Below are 17,555 nucleotides of genomic sequence, written 5' to 3'. Positions count from 1 at the left end.
GCTGAAGCACGACGCCGGATGGCGGCTACGCTCCTGACGAGGCTTTCGCTTGGGTCACCAAGGCCGCTGCCGCAGTTGCGAGATCGTCCTGCGCCCAGTCCAGCCACTGCACGCGCGGGTCCGCACGGAACCAGGTCAGCTGGCGCCTGGCAAACTGGCGAGTGGCCACGATCGTTTCCTCGCTGGCCTGAGCCACTGTGGATTCGCCATCAATGACACGGAGAAACTGCTGGTAGCCAAGGGCCTTCTGGGCGGTGCGGCCTTCTCGGAGCCCTTCCGGGATGAGATCCTGCACCTCTTGCTGCAGCCCTCGCTCAACCATGGTGTGGACCCGCGCCGCCAGACGTCCGTGAAGTTCCGCGCGGTCGCCGTTGAGTCCGATCTGAACCGTGGGGCTGATGTAGTCTCGTTCGGGCATGAAGGAGCTGAAGGGCCGGCCCGTCAGCTCATACACTTCTAGCGCCCTGACAACACGCTTGCCGTCGCTAATGCGGGCAGCGGAAACCGGGTCCACGAGCGCAAGGCGGGCCGCCAGCGGCGCCAGGCCCACAGTCTCGAGTTCGGCTTCCAGCTTGGCGCGGACGTCCGCGTCTGTACCGGGAAACTCAAGCACATCAATGGCCGCCCTGACGTACAGGCCCGATCCACCGACGAGAATGGGCAGCCTTCCGCGTGAACGAATGTCTGCGATCGCCGTCCTGGCCAGGTCTTGGAAGGTGGCAACCGTCGTGTCTTCACGGACACCCAAAAAGTCCATGAGGTGGTGCGGGATGCCACGGCGTTCTGCAACTGGCAGCTTGGCAGTGCCAATATCCATGCCCCGATAAAACTGCATGGAATCGGCATTGATGGCTTCGCCGTCAAAGCGCTCGGCAAGTTGCAAAGCCAGTTCTGACTTGCCCGAGCCGGTGGGGCCGACGATGGCCACTACCGGCAAGGCCGATTCGAGGTTGCGGGACGAGCGTGCGCTCACGCTGTGCGGACCGGCAGGGATGGCATGCCAAGGCTGACCTTCGGCTTTGCGCCGTCGGACGTGGCCGCGGAAGGAACACCGCAGGACGCTGCCTGTGCCAAGTCCCAGGCGTCGCCGGCCCGCGAACGGCGGAGCTTGAAATCGCCAACCGTTGCGGGATCTGCGATCAGGTGGAAGGCCGCAGCCTCGGTGATGGTCACGGTGACAAGGTCTCCGGGACGGGGAGTTTCGGCGCCCTCAGGAACGCTGAAGTGAACCAGCCGCTGGTCCTGCGCACGGCCGGAGAGCCTGTTGGTCTGGGTGGCCTTACGCCCGGAATCGGCGGTAACCATGACCTCGACCTCGCGGCCCACCTGCTTAGCGTTTTCCTCTGCTGCGATTCTGTCCTGCAAGGCGGTGAGTCGCAGGAAGCGTTCCTGAACCACGTCCTTGGGCAGCTGGTCGGGCAGGTCCGCGGCGGGGGTGCCCGGGCGCTTGGAGTATTGATACGTGAACGCCGTGGCAAAGCGTGACTTCTCTACGACGTCGAGCGTTTCCTGGAAGTCTTCCTCCGTCTCACCGGGGAACCCAACGATGATGTCGGTGGAGATGGCAGCGTTTGGGAGGAGCTCGCGCACCTTGTCCAGGATGCCAAGGAACTTTCCTGATCGGTACGAACGGCGCATGTCCTTGAGGACCTTGTCCGAGCCCGATTGCAGGGGCATGTGCAGCTGAGGCATGACGTTGGGGGTCTCGACCATGGCTTCAATGACATCGTCGGTGAAGGCGGCCGGGTGCGGGCTGGTGAAGCGCACACGTTCCAGGCCCTCGATCTCGCCGCAGGCGCGCAGCAACTTGCCAAAGGCGAGCTTGTCGCCAAACTCCACGCCGTAAGAGTTCACATTCTGGCCCAGCAGCGTGACCTCAATGGCGCCGTCGTCCACCAGGGCCTGAATCTCGGCCAAGATCTCACCGGGGCGGCGATCACGCTCCTTGCCGCGCAGGGAGGGCACGATGCAGAATGTGCAGGTGTTGTTGCAGCCCACGGAGATGCTAACCCAGCCGGCGTAGACGGAGTCGCGGCGGGTGGGAAGCGTGGAAGGGAACACCTCCAGGGACTCAAGGATTTCCATCTCAGCGTCGGCGTTGTGCCGGGCGCGCTCCAGCAGGACCGGCAACGCACCGATGTTGTGGGTCCCGAAGACAACATCCACCCATGGTGCACGTTTTTGGATGGTGTCGCGATCCTTCTGGGCAAGGCAGCCACCCACGGCGATCTGCATGCCCGGGTTAGATTCCTTGACGTGGGCCAGCATGCCCAGGTTGCCGTATAGCTTGTTGTCCGCGTTCTCGCGGACTGCGCAGGTGTTGAAAACAACGACGTCGGGGCTGGGCCCCACGGGCTGGCCGCGCCCGTCAAGCTCACCTGTGGCGCCAGCATCATCGAAGGCAACCAAACCGGCCGTCTCCAGCAGGCCAGCCATGCGCTCGGAATCATGCACGTTCATCTGGCAGCCGTAGGTGCGCACCTGATAGGTGCGAGGATGGCCGGGCCCACCTGCAATGGTGCTGGTGCTTTGGGGGCTGGCTGCGGTTGCGGAAGAATCAACGCTGTTCTGAATCAGGCTCACTAATACACCTTAAGACCTACCACCAGCGAACAGCTAAACCGTCCAAGCTGAAGAACCGGCGGCGAGCGTGTGAACTCAGTACCAGCCGATAGCTTCCGAATGCGCCCAAGCACCACAGGGCGAACCGTAGCGTCCCTTGATGTAGCCAAGGCCCCAATCAACCTGGGTCCGGTAATTGGTGAGCCAGTCGGCACCTGTCTGGGCGTATTTGCTTGCCGGCAGAGCCTGGGCGATCCCATAGGCGCCGCTGTACGGGTTGGTCGCGTTGGTGCGCCAATTAGATTCCCGCTCCCACAAGAGATTCAGACATTGGAACTCACCTTGACCCCAACCGTAAGCACCCAAACGGGCCGAAGCGTAGCCCTTCGCGCCGGCGGGGTCATTGACAGCTCCCCCAGGCACACCGGGATCAACGGAACCACCAGGGCTCGGCGCCGCGGGCGTGGTTGGCGCTGGTGTGCTCGGCGCGGGCTGGACCGGCGCAGGTGCTGGTACTGGTGCTGGAATTGGCGCGGGGTTCGGCACAACCGGGTTGGGTGCAGGAACAGCGGGCTGGGGCTTCGCGGCTTCGTCGGCCGCACGCTGCGCAGCTTCTGCGGCCTGCCGCCCGGCTTCGACAGCGGCCGCCTGCCGCTTTGCTTCCTGCACCTGCTCGTAGGCCGCCACCGCATTCTGGCCCCTGCGGTACTCCTGCTCCGTGGCAACAGAGGTGTTGTTCAACGACGCCAGCTGCTCTACGAGGGTGTCGCTTTGGGCTTTCTGTGCGTCTAGGCGTGCAGTCACTGTTGTCTGCGCGTCGACGGCCGCAGTGCGCGCTGCCTGAGCCTGCCCTGTTAGTTCCGCTTGTGCAGCAACGGCTGCTTGACGCGTCTTCTCAAGGGACTCCGCTGTGGCCTTGGACTGCAATGCCAATGCCTGTTTGACGGCGGCTCGTTCTCCGACTTGATGGAGCATTTCCACGCCATTGAGGCTTTGGGGCGATTCCAAGGCTGAAAGTGCGGAGAAGAGGTCGAGCCCCGTGCCGCCACTTTTGTAGCTTTGCACGGCGATGGCAACTGCGGCTTCTTTATAGTGCTCAGCTTCCTGGGCTGCCCGCTTCGACTGGGCATTCAGGACCCCGACTTCTGCGGTGGCGGCATCGAGCTTGGCCTGCGTGGTGGCAAAGTCGCCCCCGGCCTTGACCGCGGCCTCACCTAAAGTCCCGGCCTCGGCTTCAAGCGAGTCTAACAACTGGGAGATTTTGGCTACCTGGACGGCGGTGGCTGCGGCATCACCCTTGGCCTTTTCAACGTCGGACCAGCTGGGGAATCCCGACGGCGGGACATCCTGGGCCAATGCTGGACCGGCAACAGTTGAAGCCAGTAAAAAACCGGCCGTCACGGAGACGGCCAGTATTCGGCGGAAGGTCAACAGTTGCTTTGTCATATGCCGCTAGCATAACCGTTCCGGGTCACCGCGCCCAGCCAAGGGCCTCAAGGCACAACGCAGGGCACAAAACACCGCGCCCAGCCAAGGGCGCGACTCTCCCACGCCTTTGCCTATTCTTCCAAAAGGTGTTCGTCGATGACCTGACCAACAACGTCAAAGGCAACGGCGGGGTTGAATCCTTTACGAGCCAGCATGGCGACCCAGCGGCGGGTGTATTTGTCCCGCTCACTGCGTTCGGCAAGATCGATCGATCCGTGAAGCTTCTTGCGCACCAATTCCTTGGCTTGCTGGCGCTCGGTATCATCATCAATCTGTTCCAGGGCGTGCTGCGCCAATTCCGGGTCAATGCCCTTCTCGGCCAGTTCCCGCTTCAATGCTCCGCGCGCCAGCGACTTGTGCTGTGACCGGCTGCGCACCCACATGTCAGCGAATTCGGCGTCATCGATGAGATTCACAGTCTCAAAGCGGTCAAGCACCGCCTCGGCCACATCCTCGGGGATGTGGCGTTCGGCAAGTTTCTGGCTCAGCTGGAATCGACTCTTGGGCGAGTGCGTCAGTTGGCGCAACACAATGCCCCTTGCCACCGACGCCGGATTGGCGTCGGGGTCAAGTTCCGGTGCTGGTCGAGCGTTATTCATAACTGGGCTTAGAAGCCGTCAACAGCCTTGAGTTTCGGCGCAGACTCAGCTTCAGTTTCAGCAGTGACGCCAACGCCCAGCTTGGCCTTGATCAAGCGCTCCAACTCGTCGGCAAGTTCCGGGTTGTCCTTCAAGAAACGGCGTGAGTTCTCCATTCCCTGGCCCAACTGGTCACCGTCGTAGGTGTACCAAGAACCGGACTTGCGAACAATGCCGTGCTCGACGCCCATATCGATGATGCCGCCTTCGCGCGAAATGCCCACACCATAGATGATGTCGAACTCGGCGATCTTGAAGGGCGGAGCCATCTTGTTCTTGACAACCTTGACCTTGGTGCGGTTACCAACAGCATCCGCACCTTCCTTCAAGGTCTGAATGCGGCGAATGTCGAGTCGGACCGAGGCGTAGAACTTCAGGGCCTTACCACCGGTGGTGGTTTCAGGGCTGCCGAAGAAGACACCGATCTTTTCACGCAGCTGGTTGATGAAAATAGCTGTGGTCTTGGTCTGGCTCAGACGACCGGTGATCTTACGCAGGGCCTGGCTCATGAGGCGGGCCTGCAGACCGACGTGGCTGTCACCCATGTCGCCTTCAATTTCGGCGCGGGGCACCAAGGCTGCGACGGAGTCAATGACAATGACGTCCAGGGAACCCGAACCGATCAACATGTCCATGATTTCCAGCGCCTGCTCGCCGGTGTCCGGCTGTGAGACGAGGAGCGCATCGGTGTCAACACCGAGCTTCGCGGCGTATTCGGGGTCGAGGGCGTGCTCGGCGTCAATGAACGCAGCAAGGCCACCGAGCTTCTGGGCGCTGGCGACAGCGTGCAGGGCCAAGGTGGTCTTACCGGATGATTCCGGCCCATAGATCTCAACAACACGGCCGCGCGGCAGGCCGCCAATGCCCAGGGCCACGTCCAAGGCGATGGAACCCGTGGGGATAACTTCGATGGGTGCGCGAACGTCGTCACCCAAGCGCATGATGGAGCCCTTGCCATACTGCTTGTCAATCTGGGCCAGTGCTGCTGCCAGCGCTTTTTCACGGTCTGCGGGAGCGGCCATGATTCACCTCGGTCTTTCCTATGCGCCGTTTCCGGCCCCTTGCCACCGCGCGGTAAGCGCAGGACACGGTTAGTGGTCTGTTGCAATGCACATGCAGTTTTTCTTCTTCGCCGGTTTCCCGTGCGTCTCACCGGAAAATTGCTCCGGCAGGCTTGTCTCGTTAACTAAAACGCTAGTTCAAGGGTCTGACATTGTCTGCCATATCCCTGCTCAAGACCAGAATCTGTGGACAACTTTTTCGGCCATCCACACCGCAGCATAGAACTTATTATAGATTTGATCGAACAGATATTCGAGCAAGTCACGCAATTATGGCGGCGTGTCGGAGAAATTAACTCAGTTCTAGGGTCAGTCTTTCGGGACTATGTCCCGGCCGAGCCACCGTGACGGCGGGACGTCTTGCATCTTGCAGACCTCGATCCAGACTTCCTTGGGATCAAAACCTGCGCGCAAAGCATCGCTGGCCGTATTGCCTCCGACGCCAGCGAGCACTAGATCCCGGGCAAGTACTCGGGAATAGGAGGGGCTGAACTCATCGTCCATTAATCGCCAAAATTCGCTTAGTCGCACGCCACTATTCTCGCACGCCTGCTGCCGCACCAGGCGCGGCCAAGTACCCATGTACTGGGCCAAAATATTTGGGCAAGAAAAACTGGACCCCGCCAGAGACGGGATCCAGTTTTACTTCGGGGACCTCAATGAGGGCCGGCAGATTTAGAAAGCGTTGGACATTAAGCCCTTGCTCAATTCGTCGGAGAGTTCCTCGTTCAGGTCCCTGCCGTAGCGGGCAGAGAATTCCTGGGGAACAGTGTCCGGGATGGCCACGCCTTCAGCGATGGCCAGACGATCACTCACTTCGCGGAGCATGAGTGACAGCGGCACTTCAAGTGCGGAACAAATTGAAGCCAACAGCTCGGAGGAGGCTTCTTTTTGGCCGCGCTCCACTTCGCTCAAATAGCCGAGAGAGACACGTGCATTGTGTGAGACTTCACGGAGTGTGCGGCCTTGACGCTGACGCACATCTCGCAGAACGTCCCCAATTTCGTGGCGTAGAACCACCATTTTGCGCTCCTTCTGCTGATGTGGTTTTTCGTCTGCTAAACCCACATCCCGCCAGCGCACCACGCCGTTTACGGATACGGGTTGTTTCACCATTGGTATCGCCTTACTCCTTGTTAGATCGCTGCAGTTTCATCGAAGCTGCCAGCATCTGACGGATCTTCCGCCAAACGCTTTGCCCGTTAGGTGTTCCCATCCTAGAGGGGATGGAGGCACTTTGCGTTCACTATGACTAACTATCTGGTCACAACTTTTGTTCCCCGGCAGCGTTAATAACTTGTTGCAGGAGAGAAATGGCCTCCTGCGTGGCCTGCAGGCGGATCATTTCACGATCCCCGGCGAAGTGATATTCGTAGGATTTCGACTCTCCGTCCAGCGCAACGCCGATGAAAACGTGGCCGACGTCCTTGCCCTGGTGCGGATCCGGACCGGCAACACCGGTGGTGGAAATTCCAACGCGAGCACCGGCTGCCGTGCAGGCACCCAACGCCATGGCGCAGGCCACTTGCGGATCAACGGCACCTTGGGTCTCCAGCAGTGAGGCGGAAACTCCCAGTAGCCGTTCCTTGACGCTGTTTTGGTAGGCAATGATGCCGCCTTGCAACATGCCCGAGGAGCCCGGGACTTGAATGATCGTTGCCGCCACCATGCCCCCGGTCAACGATTCCGCGGTAGCCACTGTTATATCCGCGGCGATGGCGGATGCCACCAGCGTGGCCAAGCTTGTTTCAGTCAGCACAGTTACCTCTTCACCTGCCCGGAGGTACGCCCGGATCGTCCGGCATTACGTAATTGCCACGCCTTAACCACGTAGTCAATTCCCGTAACAACCGTGACGGCCAGCGCGGCCAACATGATCACGAGCGCAAGGATTGAAAGCCAGCTCACGGCCGGAGTGACGGGGAGCAGGTAGACGAAAATGGCGACGGTCTGCATGACAGTCTTGAGCTTTCCGCCCTTGGAGGCGGCCATGACGCCATAGCGAATCACGACGAAGCGCAACAGTGTTATGCCAACCTCGCGCACCAGCATGGCGATGGTGACCCACCACCATAGCTCCCCCACGGCCGATAACATGATCAACGCTGAACCGATCAGCAGCTTGTCGGCGATGGGGTCGGCAATCTTGCCAAAGCTGGTGATGAGACCGCGTGCCCGGGCGATATCGCCGTCGAGCTTGTCGGTGTAGATGGCCACAACAAACAGGGCCACGGAGATCCAGCGCAACGGGCCGTACGCGCCGTCGTCGGCTACGAACGCCCAGATGAAGAAGGGCACCAGCACAATGCGCAAAAGGGTCAATGCGTTGGGAAGATTCCAGTTCGAAGGGCGCGGCGCCACCGTTTCACTCACAGTGCAAGGCTATCTGTAAATAGGCCTACGGGAACATTTGCGGCAGCGGAGGGGCTTAGCGTCCGGTCAATGACCATGCGTCTTCACTACCTTCGTCGTCGTCACCATCGTTGTATTCAACGGCCTGCGGGCGGCTGGCCAAGTCTTCAGCCACGAGGTCGCCGCCCCAGCCATGGTTGGCGTTGGCGTTGTCCGCAAGTGCCGCGATCTTGGGGTCAATGGCAGGTGCAGCCATTGCAGCTTCGACGGCGGACCCCCCGGCCGGGCTGCCCGCTGCCCCTCCCACGGGACCTCCGTCGCCGCGGATCGCGGCCAAGGTTTCGGCAAGGTCGTCTGGCTTGACGAGCACGTCGCGCGCCTTGGATCCCTCGGAGGGACCCACCACACCGCGAGATTCGAGCAGGTCCATAAGCCGTCCGGCTTTGGCGAAACCTACACGAAGCTTTCGCTGAAGCATGGAGGTGGAGCCAAACTGGGTCGTGACCACGAGCTCCGTGGCCTGCAACAACACGTCCATGTCGTCGCCAATGTCATCCTCGATGACCTTCTTCGGCGCCTCGACAGCAACATCTTCGCGATAGGTGGCCTTGAGCTGACCCTTGACGTGATCAACCACTGCCTTGATTTCTGCTTCCGTCACCCAGGCGCCCTGGACACGGACCGGCTTGGACTTGCCCATGGGCAAGAACAGCGCGTCACCCTGGCCCAGCAATTTCTCGGCACCGGGCTGGTCAAGGACCACCCGGGAGTCTGTGACAGAGGAGGTGGCGAAGGCCATGCGGGAGGGCACGTTGGCCTTGATCAGACCCGTCACCACGTCCACGGACGGGCGCTGCGTGGCCAGCACCAGGTGGATACCGGCCGCACGGGCCAGCTGCGTGATGCGGACAATGGAATCTTCCACGTCGCGGGGTGCAACCATCATCAGGTCGGCGAGCTCATCCACAATCACCAACAAGTACGGGTAAGGCCGCACAACGCGCTTGGAGTCAACGGGCGGGTGCACATTGCCGGCCTTGACAGCCTTGTTGAACTCGTCAATGTGCTTGAAGCCGTAGTTAGCCAGATCGTCATAGCGCTGGTCCATCTCCCGAACCACCCACTGCAGCGCTTCGGCTGCCTTCTTCGGGTTCGTGATGATGGGAGTGATCAGGTGCGGAACACCTTCGTAGGCCGTCAATTCAACGCGCTTGGGGTCAACCATCACCATGCGCACCTCATCAGGGGTGGCCCGCATCAGAATGGAAACAATCATGGAGTTCACAAACGATGACTTACCGGCACCCGTGGCACCGGCCACGAGCAGGTGGGGCATCTTGGCAAGGTTGGCTACAACAAAGCCACCCTCGACGTCCTTGCCCACGCCCATGACCATGGGGTGTTCGGTGCGCCGGGCATTCGCCGAACGCAGCACGTCACCGAGAACAACAATTTCCTTGTCGGCGTTGGGAATCTCAATGCCGATGGCGCTCTTGCCGGGGATGGGGCTCAAAATGCGTACATCCGAGGAGGCGACGGCATAGGAGATGTTCTTACTCAGCGCCGTCACGCGCTCAACCTTGGTGCCAGGCGCGAGCTCAATCTCGTATCGGGTCACGGTCGGCCCACGGCTGAAGCCGGTGACCTTGGCGTCGACATTGAATTGCTGCATGGTGTCCGTCAGCGCTGCCACCACGGTGTCGTTCGCCTCCGTGGCATCCTTGCCAGGAGGGCCCGCCGGCAGGAATTCCGAATCGGGCAACGTGTAGGTGACATCGCCTGAGAGTTGGAGCTGCTCCGAACGAGCCGGGATCGGTGCGGGTGGCGCCAAGGGCGGGGCCGGAATGGTCTGGGTGGCTGCCGAGCTGAGATCGTACACACCGGCGCCGGCAGTTTCCCGAGCCGTATTGAGGGCCACAATGCCGATCGCCTCGGTGACAGGCTCGGAATCCTGCTGGCCATCGAACACGTCCGAGGTGGTGGGCAGACCCTGACGAGCCTTGATCTTGTCTGCGGCCAGCTGGTCGCGGGTTGGCCGGCGGACCCCGGGCCGCAGGGAAGGCGAGTCCGACGCCGAAACGTCCGTGCCGTCGTCGTCCACCTCGACGAGCGCGGTTGCGAAGGCCTCGGTGCCCACCACGTCGTCGTACTCGGCTTCCCGGGCAGCCTTCTGGCGTGCGCGCAGGCCGCGGGGCTTTTTCGGCTCGCCTTCATGCTCGTAGAGGTAACTCTGATCATGCCCGTCGGCCGGGTTCTCGCCGGCGTAGCCAGGCTCGGCGCCCATGAGCTTTTCGTAAATGCCGCGCAGGCGGGCCGGAATATGGCGCACCGGGGTGTTAGTCAGGACTAGGACACTGGCGAAGGCCACGATCGAGAAGAAGATGATGGCGGTTATGGAGCCAAGGTTGGCTACGAGCCCGCCGCTAAGTGCACCGACCATGCCGCCGGCAGCGCTGATCCCGGCAAAGCCGTCACCAATGTTGGGGTTCCCGGCAGCGACATGCGCCAGAGCGCAACCGGCAAGCGTGAGGATGGAAAAGCCCAGGGCAACCCGGTTGTTGGTCGACATGTTGCTTGGCTGACGAAACACCAACACGGAGAAGATCAGGAACATCGGCGGCAGCAGCACTGCAAACCAGCCGAAGCTGCCTTGGAAAACCCCGCGCACGGAATCGGCAACGGGTCCGGTCAGGCCCCACCACTCAAAAGTTGCGGTCACCAAAGCCAGAAGGAAGAAGAGGAGCCCGGCACCGTCACGGCGTTCCTCAGCGGGCATGCCGCCCTTGTCGGTGCCCATGCGGCGGATTGCGGCGCCGACCATATGGCCTAATCCTTGCCAGACGGCCACCGCCATGCGCACGGGCCACACCAAGTGAACCTCCGGCGCGGATGCGGAAGGTTTGCTGCGTGCGACCGGCGTCTTGGTGGTCTTGGGGGTGCGCGAAGAAGCGCTGCCCTTCTGACCGGTGGACGAACGGGCGGGGGAAGAACGAGTCGCCATAGTTCAACGGTACCGCCCGCAGCGCGGAATCATGCGGATTTAGCCGCCGAAGTGCCCGTGGTGACGGGCACAACTGCGGCCCGCGCAAGTCTCGACTGGCTCACCCAGCAGACAGGCAGGCCACGGAGCGGGGATGGCGTGATTTCCTTCCCTCGCTTCGCAAGCTCAGCGGGGAACCCTCGGAAATCTCTTAGCGAGGCCGGCCGCGGCCGAGGAAATCTTACTGCCCGCGAGTGGCCCGTCTGTCTGCGGGACTCGTCAGGCTTCCAGAACCACCGGGATGATCATGGGGCGGCGGCGCAGTTTCCTGTTGACCCAGGTGCCGATCACGCGGCGCACCACCTGCTGGAGCTGGTGTGTTGTGTGATCGGTGTTGGCCATGACAGCTTCTTCAAGTGCCTCAGCGATCTTGGGCTTGATGTCATCGAAGACGGAATCGTCCTCGGCAACTCCACGGGCGTGGATGTCCGGGCCGGAGACGATCTTGCCCGTTGCGCGGTTGACAACGGTGATGATGGAGATGAACCCCTCATCCCCGAGAACGCGGCGGTCCTTGAGGTCAGCATCGGTAATTTCACCAACGCTTTGGCCGTCGACGTAGACAAAGCCGCACTCGACCTGGCCAACAATCTGTGCCACGCCGTCCTTCAAATCGATGACAGATCCGTCATCGGTCAACAAGACGTTCTCGGCCGGAACACCGGAGGAGATGGCGATGTTGGCGTTCGCGATCAAGTGGCGAGTCTCGCCGTGCACGGGCATGACGTTCTTGGGGGTGAGGATGTTGTAGCAGTACAACAACTCCCCTGCGGCAGCGTGGCCGGACACATGCACCTTGGCCGTGCCCTTGTGGATCACGTCGGCGCCGCGCTTGAGCAGACCGTTGATGATGCGGAAAACAGCGTTTTCATTGCCAGGGATCAGGGAGGACGCCAAAATGACGGTGTCACCCTTGCCCACGGCAATCTTGTGGTCACCATTGGCCATCCGCGACAGCGCGGCCATCGGCTCTCCCTGTGAACCTGTGGACATCAAGACAACCTTGTTATCCTCCAGCGAGTCGACGTTCTTCAGGTCCACCAGAACATCGGCTGGTACATGCAAATAGCCCAGTTTTTCGGCAATGGCCATGTTGCGGACCATAGAACGCCCGACGAAGGCCACCTTGCGGTCATGCTTGACGGCGGCGTTCAAGACCTGCTGGACGCGGTGCACGTGTGAGGAGAAGCTGGCCACGATGATGCGCTTGTTGGCCTTGCCAAACAGTGCTTCAAGTGTGGGGCCGATCTCCGCTTCGCTGGTGGTGAAGCCGGGAACGTCCGCATTGGTGGAGTCCACCAGAAACAGGTCAACGCCTTCCTCACCCAGGCGGGCAAAGTGGCGCAAGTCGGTGGTGCGCCCATCCAGCGGCAACTGATCCATCTTGAAATCGCCCGTGTGCAGCACAGAGCCACCCTCGGTGCGGATGAATACAGCCAAGGCGTCCGGAATGGAGTGGTTGACGGCAATAAATTCGCACTGGAACGGGCCGAGCTGTTCCACTTGGCCTTCCTTGACGGTCAGCGTCCACGGCTTGATGCGGTGCTCGGTCAGCTTGGCCTCGATGAAGGCAAGCGTCAGCTGTGAACCGATCAAGGGGATGTCATTGCGAAGGCGCAACAGGTACGGAACGGCGCCAATGTGGTCCTCATGGCCGTGAGTGAGCACAACGCCCACCACGTCCTCGAGACGATCCTTAATGTAGGAGAAATCCGGGAGGATCAGGTCAACACCGGGCTGATCTTCCTCGGGGAAAAGGACGCCGCAGTCAACGATGAGCAGCTTTCCGTCCATTTCAAAGACTGTCATGTTCCGGCCGATTTCACCGATGCCACCGAGCGGAACAATCCGCAGGGTCCCCTTGGCCAATTCCGGCGGAGTCCGCAGGCCCGGCTCAGTCGTTTGGGTCATGTTTAGAGTTCCATTCCAGCTTCCGCAAGGTCAGCCTTGATCATGGCGATCTCGGCTTCGCTCGGCTCCACGAGGGGCAAGCGAACAACCGAGTTGGACAGGATTCCCTGCCACTTAAGAATTTGCTTGACAGCCACGGCGCCCTGAACATGGCCCATCGCGGCACGGATGATCGGGTCCAGTGCGAAGTGGATCTGGCGGGCGGTGACGAAGTCGCCAGCCGCCGCGGCATCGATGAGCGCGCGGAACTGCTGGGGAGCAATGTGGGCGCTGACACTGACAAGTCCGACGGCGCCGGCGGCCATCAGCGGCAGCGTCAGTCCGTCGTCGCCCGAGTAAACATCAAGGTCGGTGTTGGCCAGGACGCGGCTGGTTTCGGTGAAGTCGGCCTTAGCGTCCTTCAAGGCGGTGATCTGCGGGTGTGCAGCCAACTTAATGATGGTCTCCGTGTGGATGGGCACCCCGGCACGGCCGGGAATGTCGTACAGCATCACGGGCAGGTCAGTTGCACCGGCGATGGCTTCGAAGTGGGCCTGGATACCGGCCTGGCTGGGCTTGTTGTAGTACGGGGTGACAATCAACAGTCCGTCGATGGCCAGCTTCGCCGCGCGCTGGGACAGGCTAATGGAGTGACGGGTGTCGTTGGTTCCGGTGCCGGCGATGACGCGGGCACGGCCGCCAACGGCGTCGATCACGGCCTGGAACATGCCCAGGTTTTCCTCGTCCGTCAGGGTGGAGGTTTCGCCGGTCGTGCCCGTGACAAGAATGCCGTCACAGCCGCCGTCGATAAGTTTGTTAGCGAGCTCGCCGGCCGCCTTGTAATCCACTGCCCCATCGGCAGTGAAAGGGGTGACCATGGCGGGCACCAAAGTACCAAACGGGCGGGAGGAGATTTGAGTTGCAGACATAGCTAAAACGTTACCTGCTCGGCGGTGATTTTGCGCAACGCCGTCCACAAATCGGCCTGCAGTATTGCCCACACCGGCCCACACCCGCGATTTTAGAGCGAGCGCAGGAACGGCAGCCATTGATCGAGCACGGGACCGGACGGGATGAGCGTGTTTCCGTGGTTGCGGCCAGGCAGCTCCACGAGGCGTGCATTGGGCATGAGTTCAACGGCACGCGTGGAATCCGCCAACCGGGCCCGGTCCTCGGTGCCAGCCATCAGCAGTGCAGGCAGCGCAATTTCGGCAATGTCTTCTTCCGGGATGGCCGGATCGGCCTCCGTCTGGGCAAAGTAGGCCCTGAGCGCGGGGCCATCGTTGGCCAAGAAAGCCGCCCTGGTTTGGGCATCCAGAGGCCCGCCGATGGCAGCCTCCCACCCATCGATAAAGGCGGGCATACCGCCCGAGCCGAGGGCGGCGTCGTACTCGGGAAAGAACAGCCGGCCAATGCTGCCGGGCTGGATCCGGAAGGTGCCGCCCAACGATGTCAGCGAGAGGAGCCGTTCGGGAGCGGCGACGGCGAGTGAGAAGCCAAGGCGGGCACCCACCGAATATCCGCCGTAGTGTGCTTGGTGCGCGCCGGCCGCATCAAGAACGGCGAGTGCGTCGGCCACGAACGTGTCCATGAGGTAGTCGGTTTGGGCGTGCGGTTTGCCGCTACGGCCGTGTCCGCGCAGGTCCATGGCGATGACCTGGTAGGTCTCCCGAAGGGCCTTGGTGTAGCCAAATCCGCGCCAGATCGCCTTACTCAGGGCGCTGCCGTGGACCAACAGGATGGGCTCGCCCTCCCCGACCACGTCATAGGAAAGCTCGACGCCGTCGTGCGGGTTGTGTGCAATGGCCATGGGTGAGCCCTCCTGGTGGCGGCGGTTCAGCTTAGGGGTGGGCGCGGAAAAGTGCGACGGCGTCACGCATGGTTTTGCGGGCCCGGCTGCGATCCCCGGAGGCATCGTAGGCGCAGGAAAGTCGGAACCAGGAGCGCCAGTCTTCCGGGGCAGCCTCGGCTTCCAGCTTGTACTTTTCAAATTCTGCATCGGCGGCTTCGCGGACGATCCGGCCGGCGGGAGTCCGGGGCAGGTTGTCCTCGGGAAGACCGCCCTCAGCTTCAAGGACGTTGGCCATCTTTTCGGTTCGGGCGCCGAAGAGGATCTCGCTGATCAAGGCCCACGCCGCCACGAGCGGGATGACGAAGTAGGAAAGCCCCAGCAGCTTGGCAATCCAGTCCGAGTCGCCGAGCAGCAGCACAGCGCGCTGCATCATGACCACGATGTAAAACACCAGCAGCAGGGTGATCAGGCCGACCCAGATTTTAGTTTTGGAGATTTTCATTTTGGCGAATGCGTTTGCCACGGCCTAACCCTCCAGATCCAGGTAGCCGTCAAGGCCAACCGTCAGGCCGGGGCGGGTTCCAACGGTCCGTACGCCGAGCAGGACGCCGGGCATGAACGATTCGTGGTTGAAGGAATCATGGCGGATGGTCAAGGCTTCGCCGTGACTGCCCAACAGCACCTCTTGATGTGCAACGAGGCCGGCGAGGCGGACGCTGTGCACGGGGATGCCGTCGATCGAGGCGCCGCGGGCGCCGTCGAGCTCGGTTTCGGTGGCATCGGGGGCCGCCGGAACACCTGCGGCGGCGCGGGCTGCGGCCACCAGCTGGGCGGTGCGCAACGCCGTGCCGGAAGGCGCATCGACCTTGCGTGGGTGGTGGAGCTCGATGATTTCGACCGAGTCGAAGTACCGTGCGGCCTGGGCGGCGAAGCGGGTTGCCAGCACGGATCCGAGAGCAAAATTAGGGGCGATCAACACGCCAGTTTCGGGGTGCTGTGCCAGGAGTTCTTCCAGCGCGGAGAGCCGTGAGGCATCCCAACCGGTGGTGCCAACCACGGCGTGAATGCCGTGCTTGATGGCGAAGTGCACATTGGCTTCCGTTGAATCCGGCACGGTCAGATCCACCACAACCTGGGCACCCAGCTCAACCAGTTGCTCTAGGGAATCGTTGCGACCCAAGGCTGCCACCAATTCCAGATCCGGTGCAGCACCAATGGCCGCTACAGCGGCCGTTCCCATTCGTCCCTTGGCACCGAGTACGGCAACCTTCAGCAATTCACTCATGCGTTTAAGACTACTGGGTTTCCGTCCCTGCCTGATCCGGCAGCTGCCCGGCCCCCACCCATTCCACCGAACCGTCAGTGAAGAACTGCTCTTTCCAGATGGGCACCTCGGCCTTGATGCGTTCCACGAGCGCGGAACACAGCTCAAATGCTTCGGCCCTATGTGAGGAGGCAACGGCGGCGATTAGGGCGGGCTCACCGATTTCCAAGGGTCCCACGCGGTGCGCCACCCAAATTCGCACGGGGTGCCCGCTGGGATCGAGGATGGCTCCCCCGCTGCTGTCTTCCACGAGGGAAGCAACCACAGCGCGGAGCACGCCGGTGGCGAGGGGATGCGCGCTGTAACTCAACCGCGCCACCTGCTTGCCGCCGTCGTGGTTTCGCACAATACCACTGAAGGAGACCACGGCCCCGGCGGTGTCCGATTCCACCGCGGCGATGGCGGAGTCCACGGAGATGGGTTCAGCGCTGAGTCCGGCAAAAACGATTTCGATACTAGTGCCCATGATGGCCGCCAACTTGCTCGCAGAGGTGTTTGATGATGGGGTCCAGCACTGCCAGCCCGTCCATGACGCCGGAGGGAGAACCGGGCAGGTTCACGATCAGCGTCCGGCCAGCCAGTCCGGCGTGTCCCCTACTCAAGGCGGCCATGGGTGTCTTGAGCATCCCGGCCGCACGAACGGCCTCCATGATGCCCGGGATGTCCCGCTCGATCAGCGGCAGGGTCATCTCCGGTGTCTGGTCATCCGGGCTCAGTCCTGTTCCGCCGCTGGTCAGAACGACGGCGGGATGTTGCGTCAGCACTGCTCGCAGAGCCGCGCCTACTGGAGCCCCGTCGGGAACAACGATGGGGTCCATGGCGTCGAAGCCGTGTTCCCCCAGCCATTCGGCGATGACGGGGCCGGTGAGGTCTTCATAGGTACCCATGGCCGCACGGGTTGAGGCAATAATGACAGCCGCCGTACCAAGATGGTTGCCGGGTTCGCAGGCGCTCATGGCTGCTGACCTTCGCCGGCAACCCAGTCGCCGCTCTTGCCGCCACTCTTGGCCAGCACCTGGATGCCGGAAATGACTGCGTGCTTATCCACGGCCTTGATCATGTCGTACACGCTGAGCGCCGCGACGGATACGGCTGTCAGCGCTTCCATCTCCACACCGGTGACTCCCCGTGTCTTCACGGTTGCCAGCACTGTCACGAACGTTTCACCCAGTTCAAAATCGACTGTGACCTTGGAGATCGGCAACGGGTGGCACAGCGGAATCAGCTCAGGCGTCTTTTTGGCCCCCATAGTGCCGGCAACCCGGGCCACGGCCAGGGCGTCACCCTTGGGCAGGCCTCCCGCGCCAAGCAATTTCATGACGGCGGCCGTGGTGTTCACCGTGCCGGTGGCGGTGGCCTCACGGGTGGTGACGGCTTTGTCGGAAACATCCACCATGGCGGCAGTTCC

General features: G+C 61.9%; 18 protein-coding genes. All 18 read right to left on the bottom strand.

The annotated features are described in order from the left end of the window. Nucleotides 1-25 precede the first annotated feature (25 nt). A complete protein-coding gene (gene miaA / locus ACP7B9_RS11505; RefSeq protein ID WP_425863464.1) occupies nt 26-973 on the bottom strand; it encodes a tRNA (adenosine(37)-N6)-dimethylallyltransferase MiaA in 948 nt (315 codons plus the stop codon). Beyond that, the gene (miaB, locus tag ACP7B9_RS11500) at nt 970-2,517 is read right to left on the bottom strand and encodes a tRNA (N6-isopentenyl adenosine(37)-C2)-methylthiotransferase MiaB (RefSeq protein ID WP_425863582.1); all 1,548 of its coding nucleotides are present in this window, start codon (nt 2,515-2,517) and stop codon (nt 970-972) included. Before miaB ends, miaA begins: the two co-directional genes overlap by 4 nt. A 141-nt stretch (nt 2,518-2,658) precedes the next feature. Continuing rightward, entirely contained in the window at nt 2,659-4,008 is a 1,350-nt protein-coding gene (locus tag ACP7B9_RS11495; RefSeq protein ID WP_425863462.1) for a lytic transglycosylase domain-containing protein, read from the bottom strand. A gap of 113 nt (nt 4,009-4,121) precedes the next feature. Continuing rightward, on the bottom strand, nt 4,122-4,649 hold the full coding sequence (locus ACP7B9_RS11490; RefSeq protein WP_425863460.1) for a regulatory protein RecX: 528 nt from the start codon (nt 4,647-4,649) through the stop codon (nt 4,122-4,124). Nucleotides 4,650-4,657: 8 nt separating this feature from the next. Continuing rightward, the gene (gene recA / locus ACP7B9_RS11485) at nt 4,658-5,710 is read right to left on the bottom strand and encodes a recombinase RecA (protein ID WP_425863458.1); all 1,053 of its coding nucleotides are present in this window, start codon (nt 5,708-5,710) and stop codon (nt 4,658-4,660) included. Between the two features lie 348 nt (nt 5,711-6,058). Continuing rightward, nucleotides 6,059-6,280: a DUF3046 domain-containing protein gene (locus ACP7B9_RS11480; RefSeq protein ID WP_425863456.1), complete on the bottom strand. Its 222-nt coding sequence runs from the start codon at nt 6,278-6,280 to the stop codon at nt 6,059-6,061. A 144-nt stretch (nt 6,281-6,424) separates the two neighbouring features. After that, entirely contained in the window at nt 6,425-6,865 is a 441-nt protein-coding gene (locus ACP7B9_RS11475; RefSeq protein WP_044579143.1) for a helix-turn-helix domain-containing protein, read from the bottom strand. A 148-nt stretch (nt 6,866-7,013) separates the two neighbouring features. Further along, nucleotides 7,014-7,508, bottom strand: a complete 495-nt coding sequence (locus tag ACP7B9_RS11470) for a CinA family protein (protein WP_425863454.1) — start codon at nt 7,506-7,508, stop codon at nt 7,014-7,016. 2 nt (nt 7,509-7,510) lie between these two features. Beyond that, entirely contained in the window at nt 7,511-8,122 is a 612-nt protein-coding gene (gene pgsA, locus ACP7B9_RS11465; protein ID WP_425863452.1) for a CDP-diacylglycerol--glycerol-3-phosphate 3-phosphatidyltransferase, read from the bottom strand. 55 nt (nt 8,123-8,177) lie between these two features. Beyond that, nucleotides 8,178-11,102 (bottom strand): DNA translocase FtsK 4TM domain-containing protein, encoded by a 2,925-nt coding sequence (locus tag ACP7B9_RS11460; protein ID WP_425863450.1) that lies wholly within the window; start codon nt 11,100-11,102, stop codon nt 8,178-8,180. Nucleotides 11,103-11,360: 258 nt separating this feature from the next. After that, nucleotides 11,361-13,052, bottom strand: coding sequence for a ribonuclease J (locus ACP7B9_RS11455; protein ID WP_425863448.1), 1,692 nt, complete (start codon nt 13,050-13,052; stop codon nt 11,361-11,363). A 2-nt stretch (nt 13,053-13,054) separates the two neighbouring features. Then, complete coding sequence (dapA, locus tag ACP7B9_RS11450) at nt 13,055-13,960, bottom strand: 4-hydroxy-tetrahydrodipicolinate synthase (protein ID WP_425863446.1); 906 nt, start codon at nt 13,958-13,960, stop codon at nt 13,055-13,057. 92 nt (nt 13,961-14,052) lie between these two features. Beyond that, complete coding sequence (locus tag ACP7B9_RS11445; RefSeq protein ID WP_425863445.1) at nt 14,053-14,841, bottom strand: alpha/beta fold hydrolase; 789 nt, start codon at nt 14,839-14,841, stop codon at nt 14,053-14,055. A gap of 31 nt (nt 14,842-14,872) precedes the next feature. Continuing rightward, complete coding sequence (locus ACP7B9_RS11440; protein ID WP_425863581.1) at nt 14,873-15,325, bottom strand: hypothetical protein; 453 nt, start codon at nt 15,323-15,325, stop codon at nt 14,873-14,875. A gap of 24 nt (nt 15,326-15,349) precedes the next feature. Beyond that, nucleotides 15,350-16,108: a 4-hydroxy-tetrahydrodipicolinate reductase gene (gene dapB, locus ACP7B9_RS11435; protein WP_425863443.1), complete on the bottom strand. Its 759-nt coding sequence runs from the start codon at nt 16,106-16,108 to the stop codon at nt 15,350-15,352. A gap of 10 nt (nt 16,109-16,118) precedes the next feature. Then, nucleotides 16,119-16,613 (bottom strand): molybdenum cofactor biosynthesis protein MoaE, encoded by a 495-nt coding sequence (locus tag ACP7B9_RS11430; protein ID WP_425863441.1) that lies wholly within the window; start codon nt 16,611-16,613, stop codon nt 16,119-16,121. After that, nucleotides 16,603-17,103 carry a MogA/MoaB family molybdenum cofactor biosynthesis protein gene (locus ACP7B9_RS11425; RefSeq protein ID WP_425863439.1) on the bottom strand — a complete coding sequence of 167 codons (501 nt, stop codon included), beginning with the start codon at nt 17,101-17,103 and terminating at the stop codon, nt 16,603-16,605. Before ACP7B9_RS11425 ends, ACP7B9_RS11430 begins: the two co-directional genes overlap by 11 nt. After that, nucleotides 17,100-17,543, bottom strand: a complete 444-nt coding sequence (gene moaC, locus ACP7B9_RS11420) for a cyclic pyranopterin monophosphate synthase MoaC (protein WP_425863580.1) — start codon at nt 17,541-17,543, stop codon at nt 17,100-17,102. The genes ACP7B9_RS11425 and moaC overlap by 4 nt, the downstream gene beginning before the upstream one ends. Nucleotides 17,544-17,555: the final 12 nt, after the last annotated feature.

Source organism: Arthrobacter sp. TWP1-1 (assembly GCF_049897845.1).
In the GTDB taxonomy this organism is placed as follows: domain Bacteria; phylum Actinomycetota; class Actinomycetes; order Actinomycetales; family Micrococcaceae; genus Specibacter.
The sequence above is the reverse complement of the archived record's forward strand: the minus strand, read 5'-3'. Positions and strand labels throughout refer to the sequence as shown.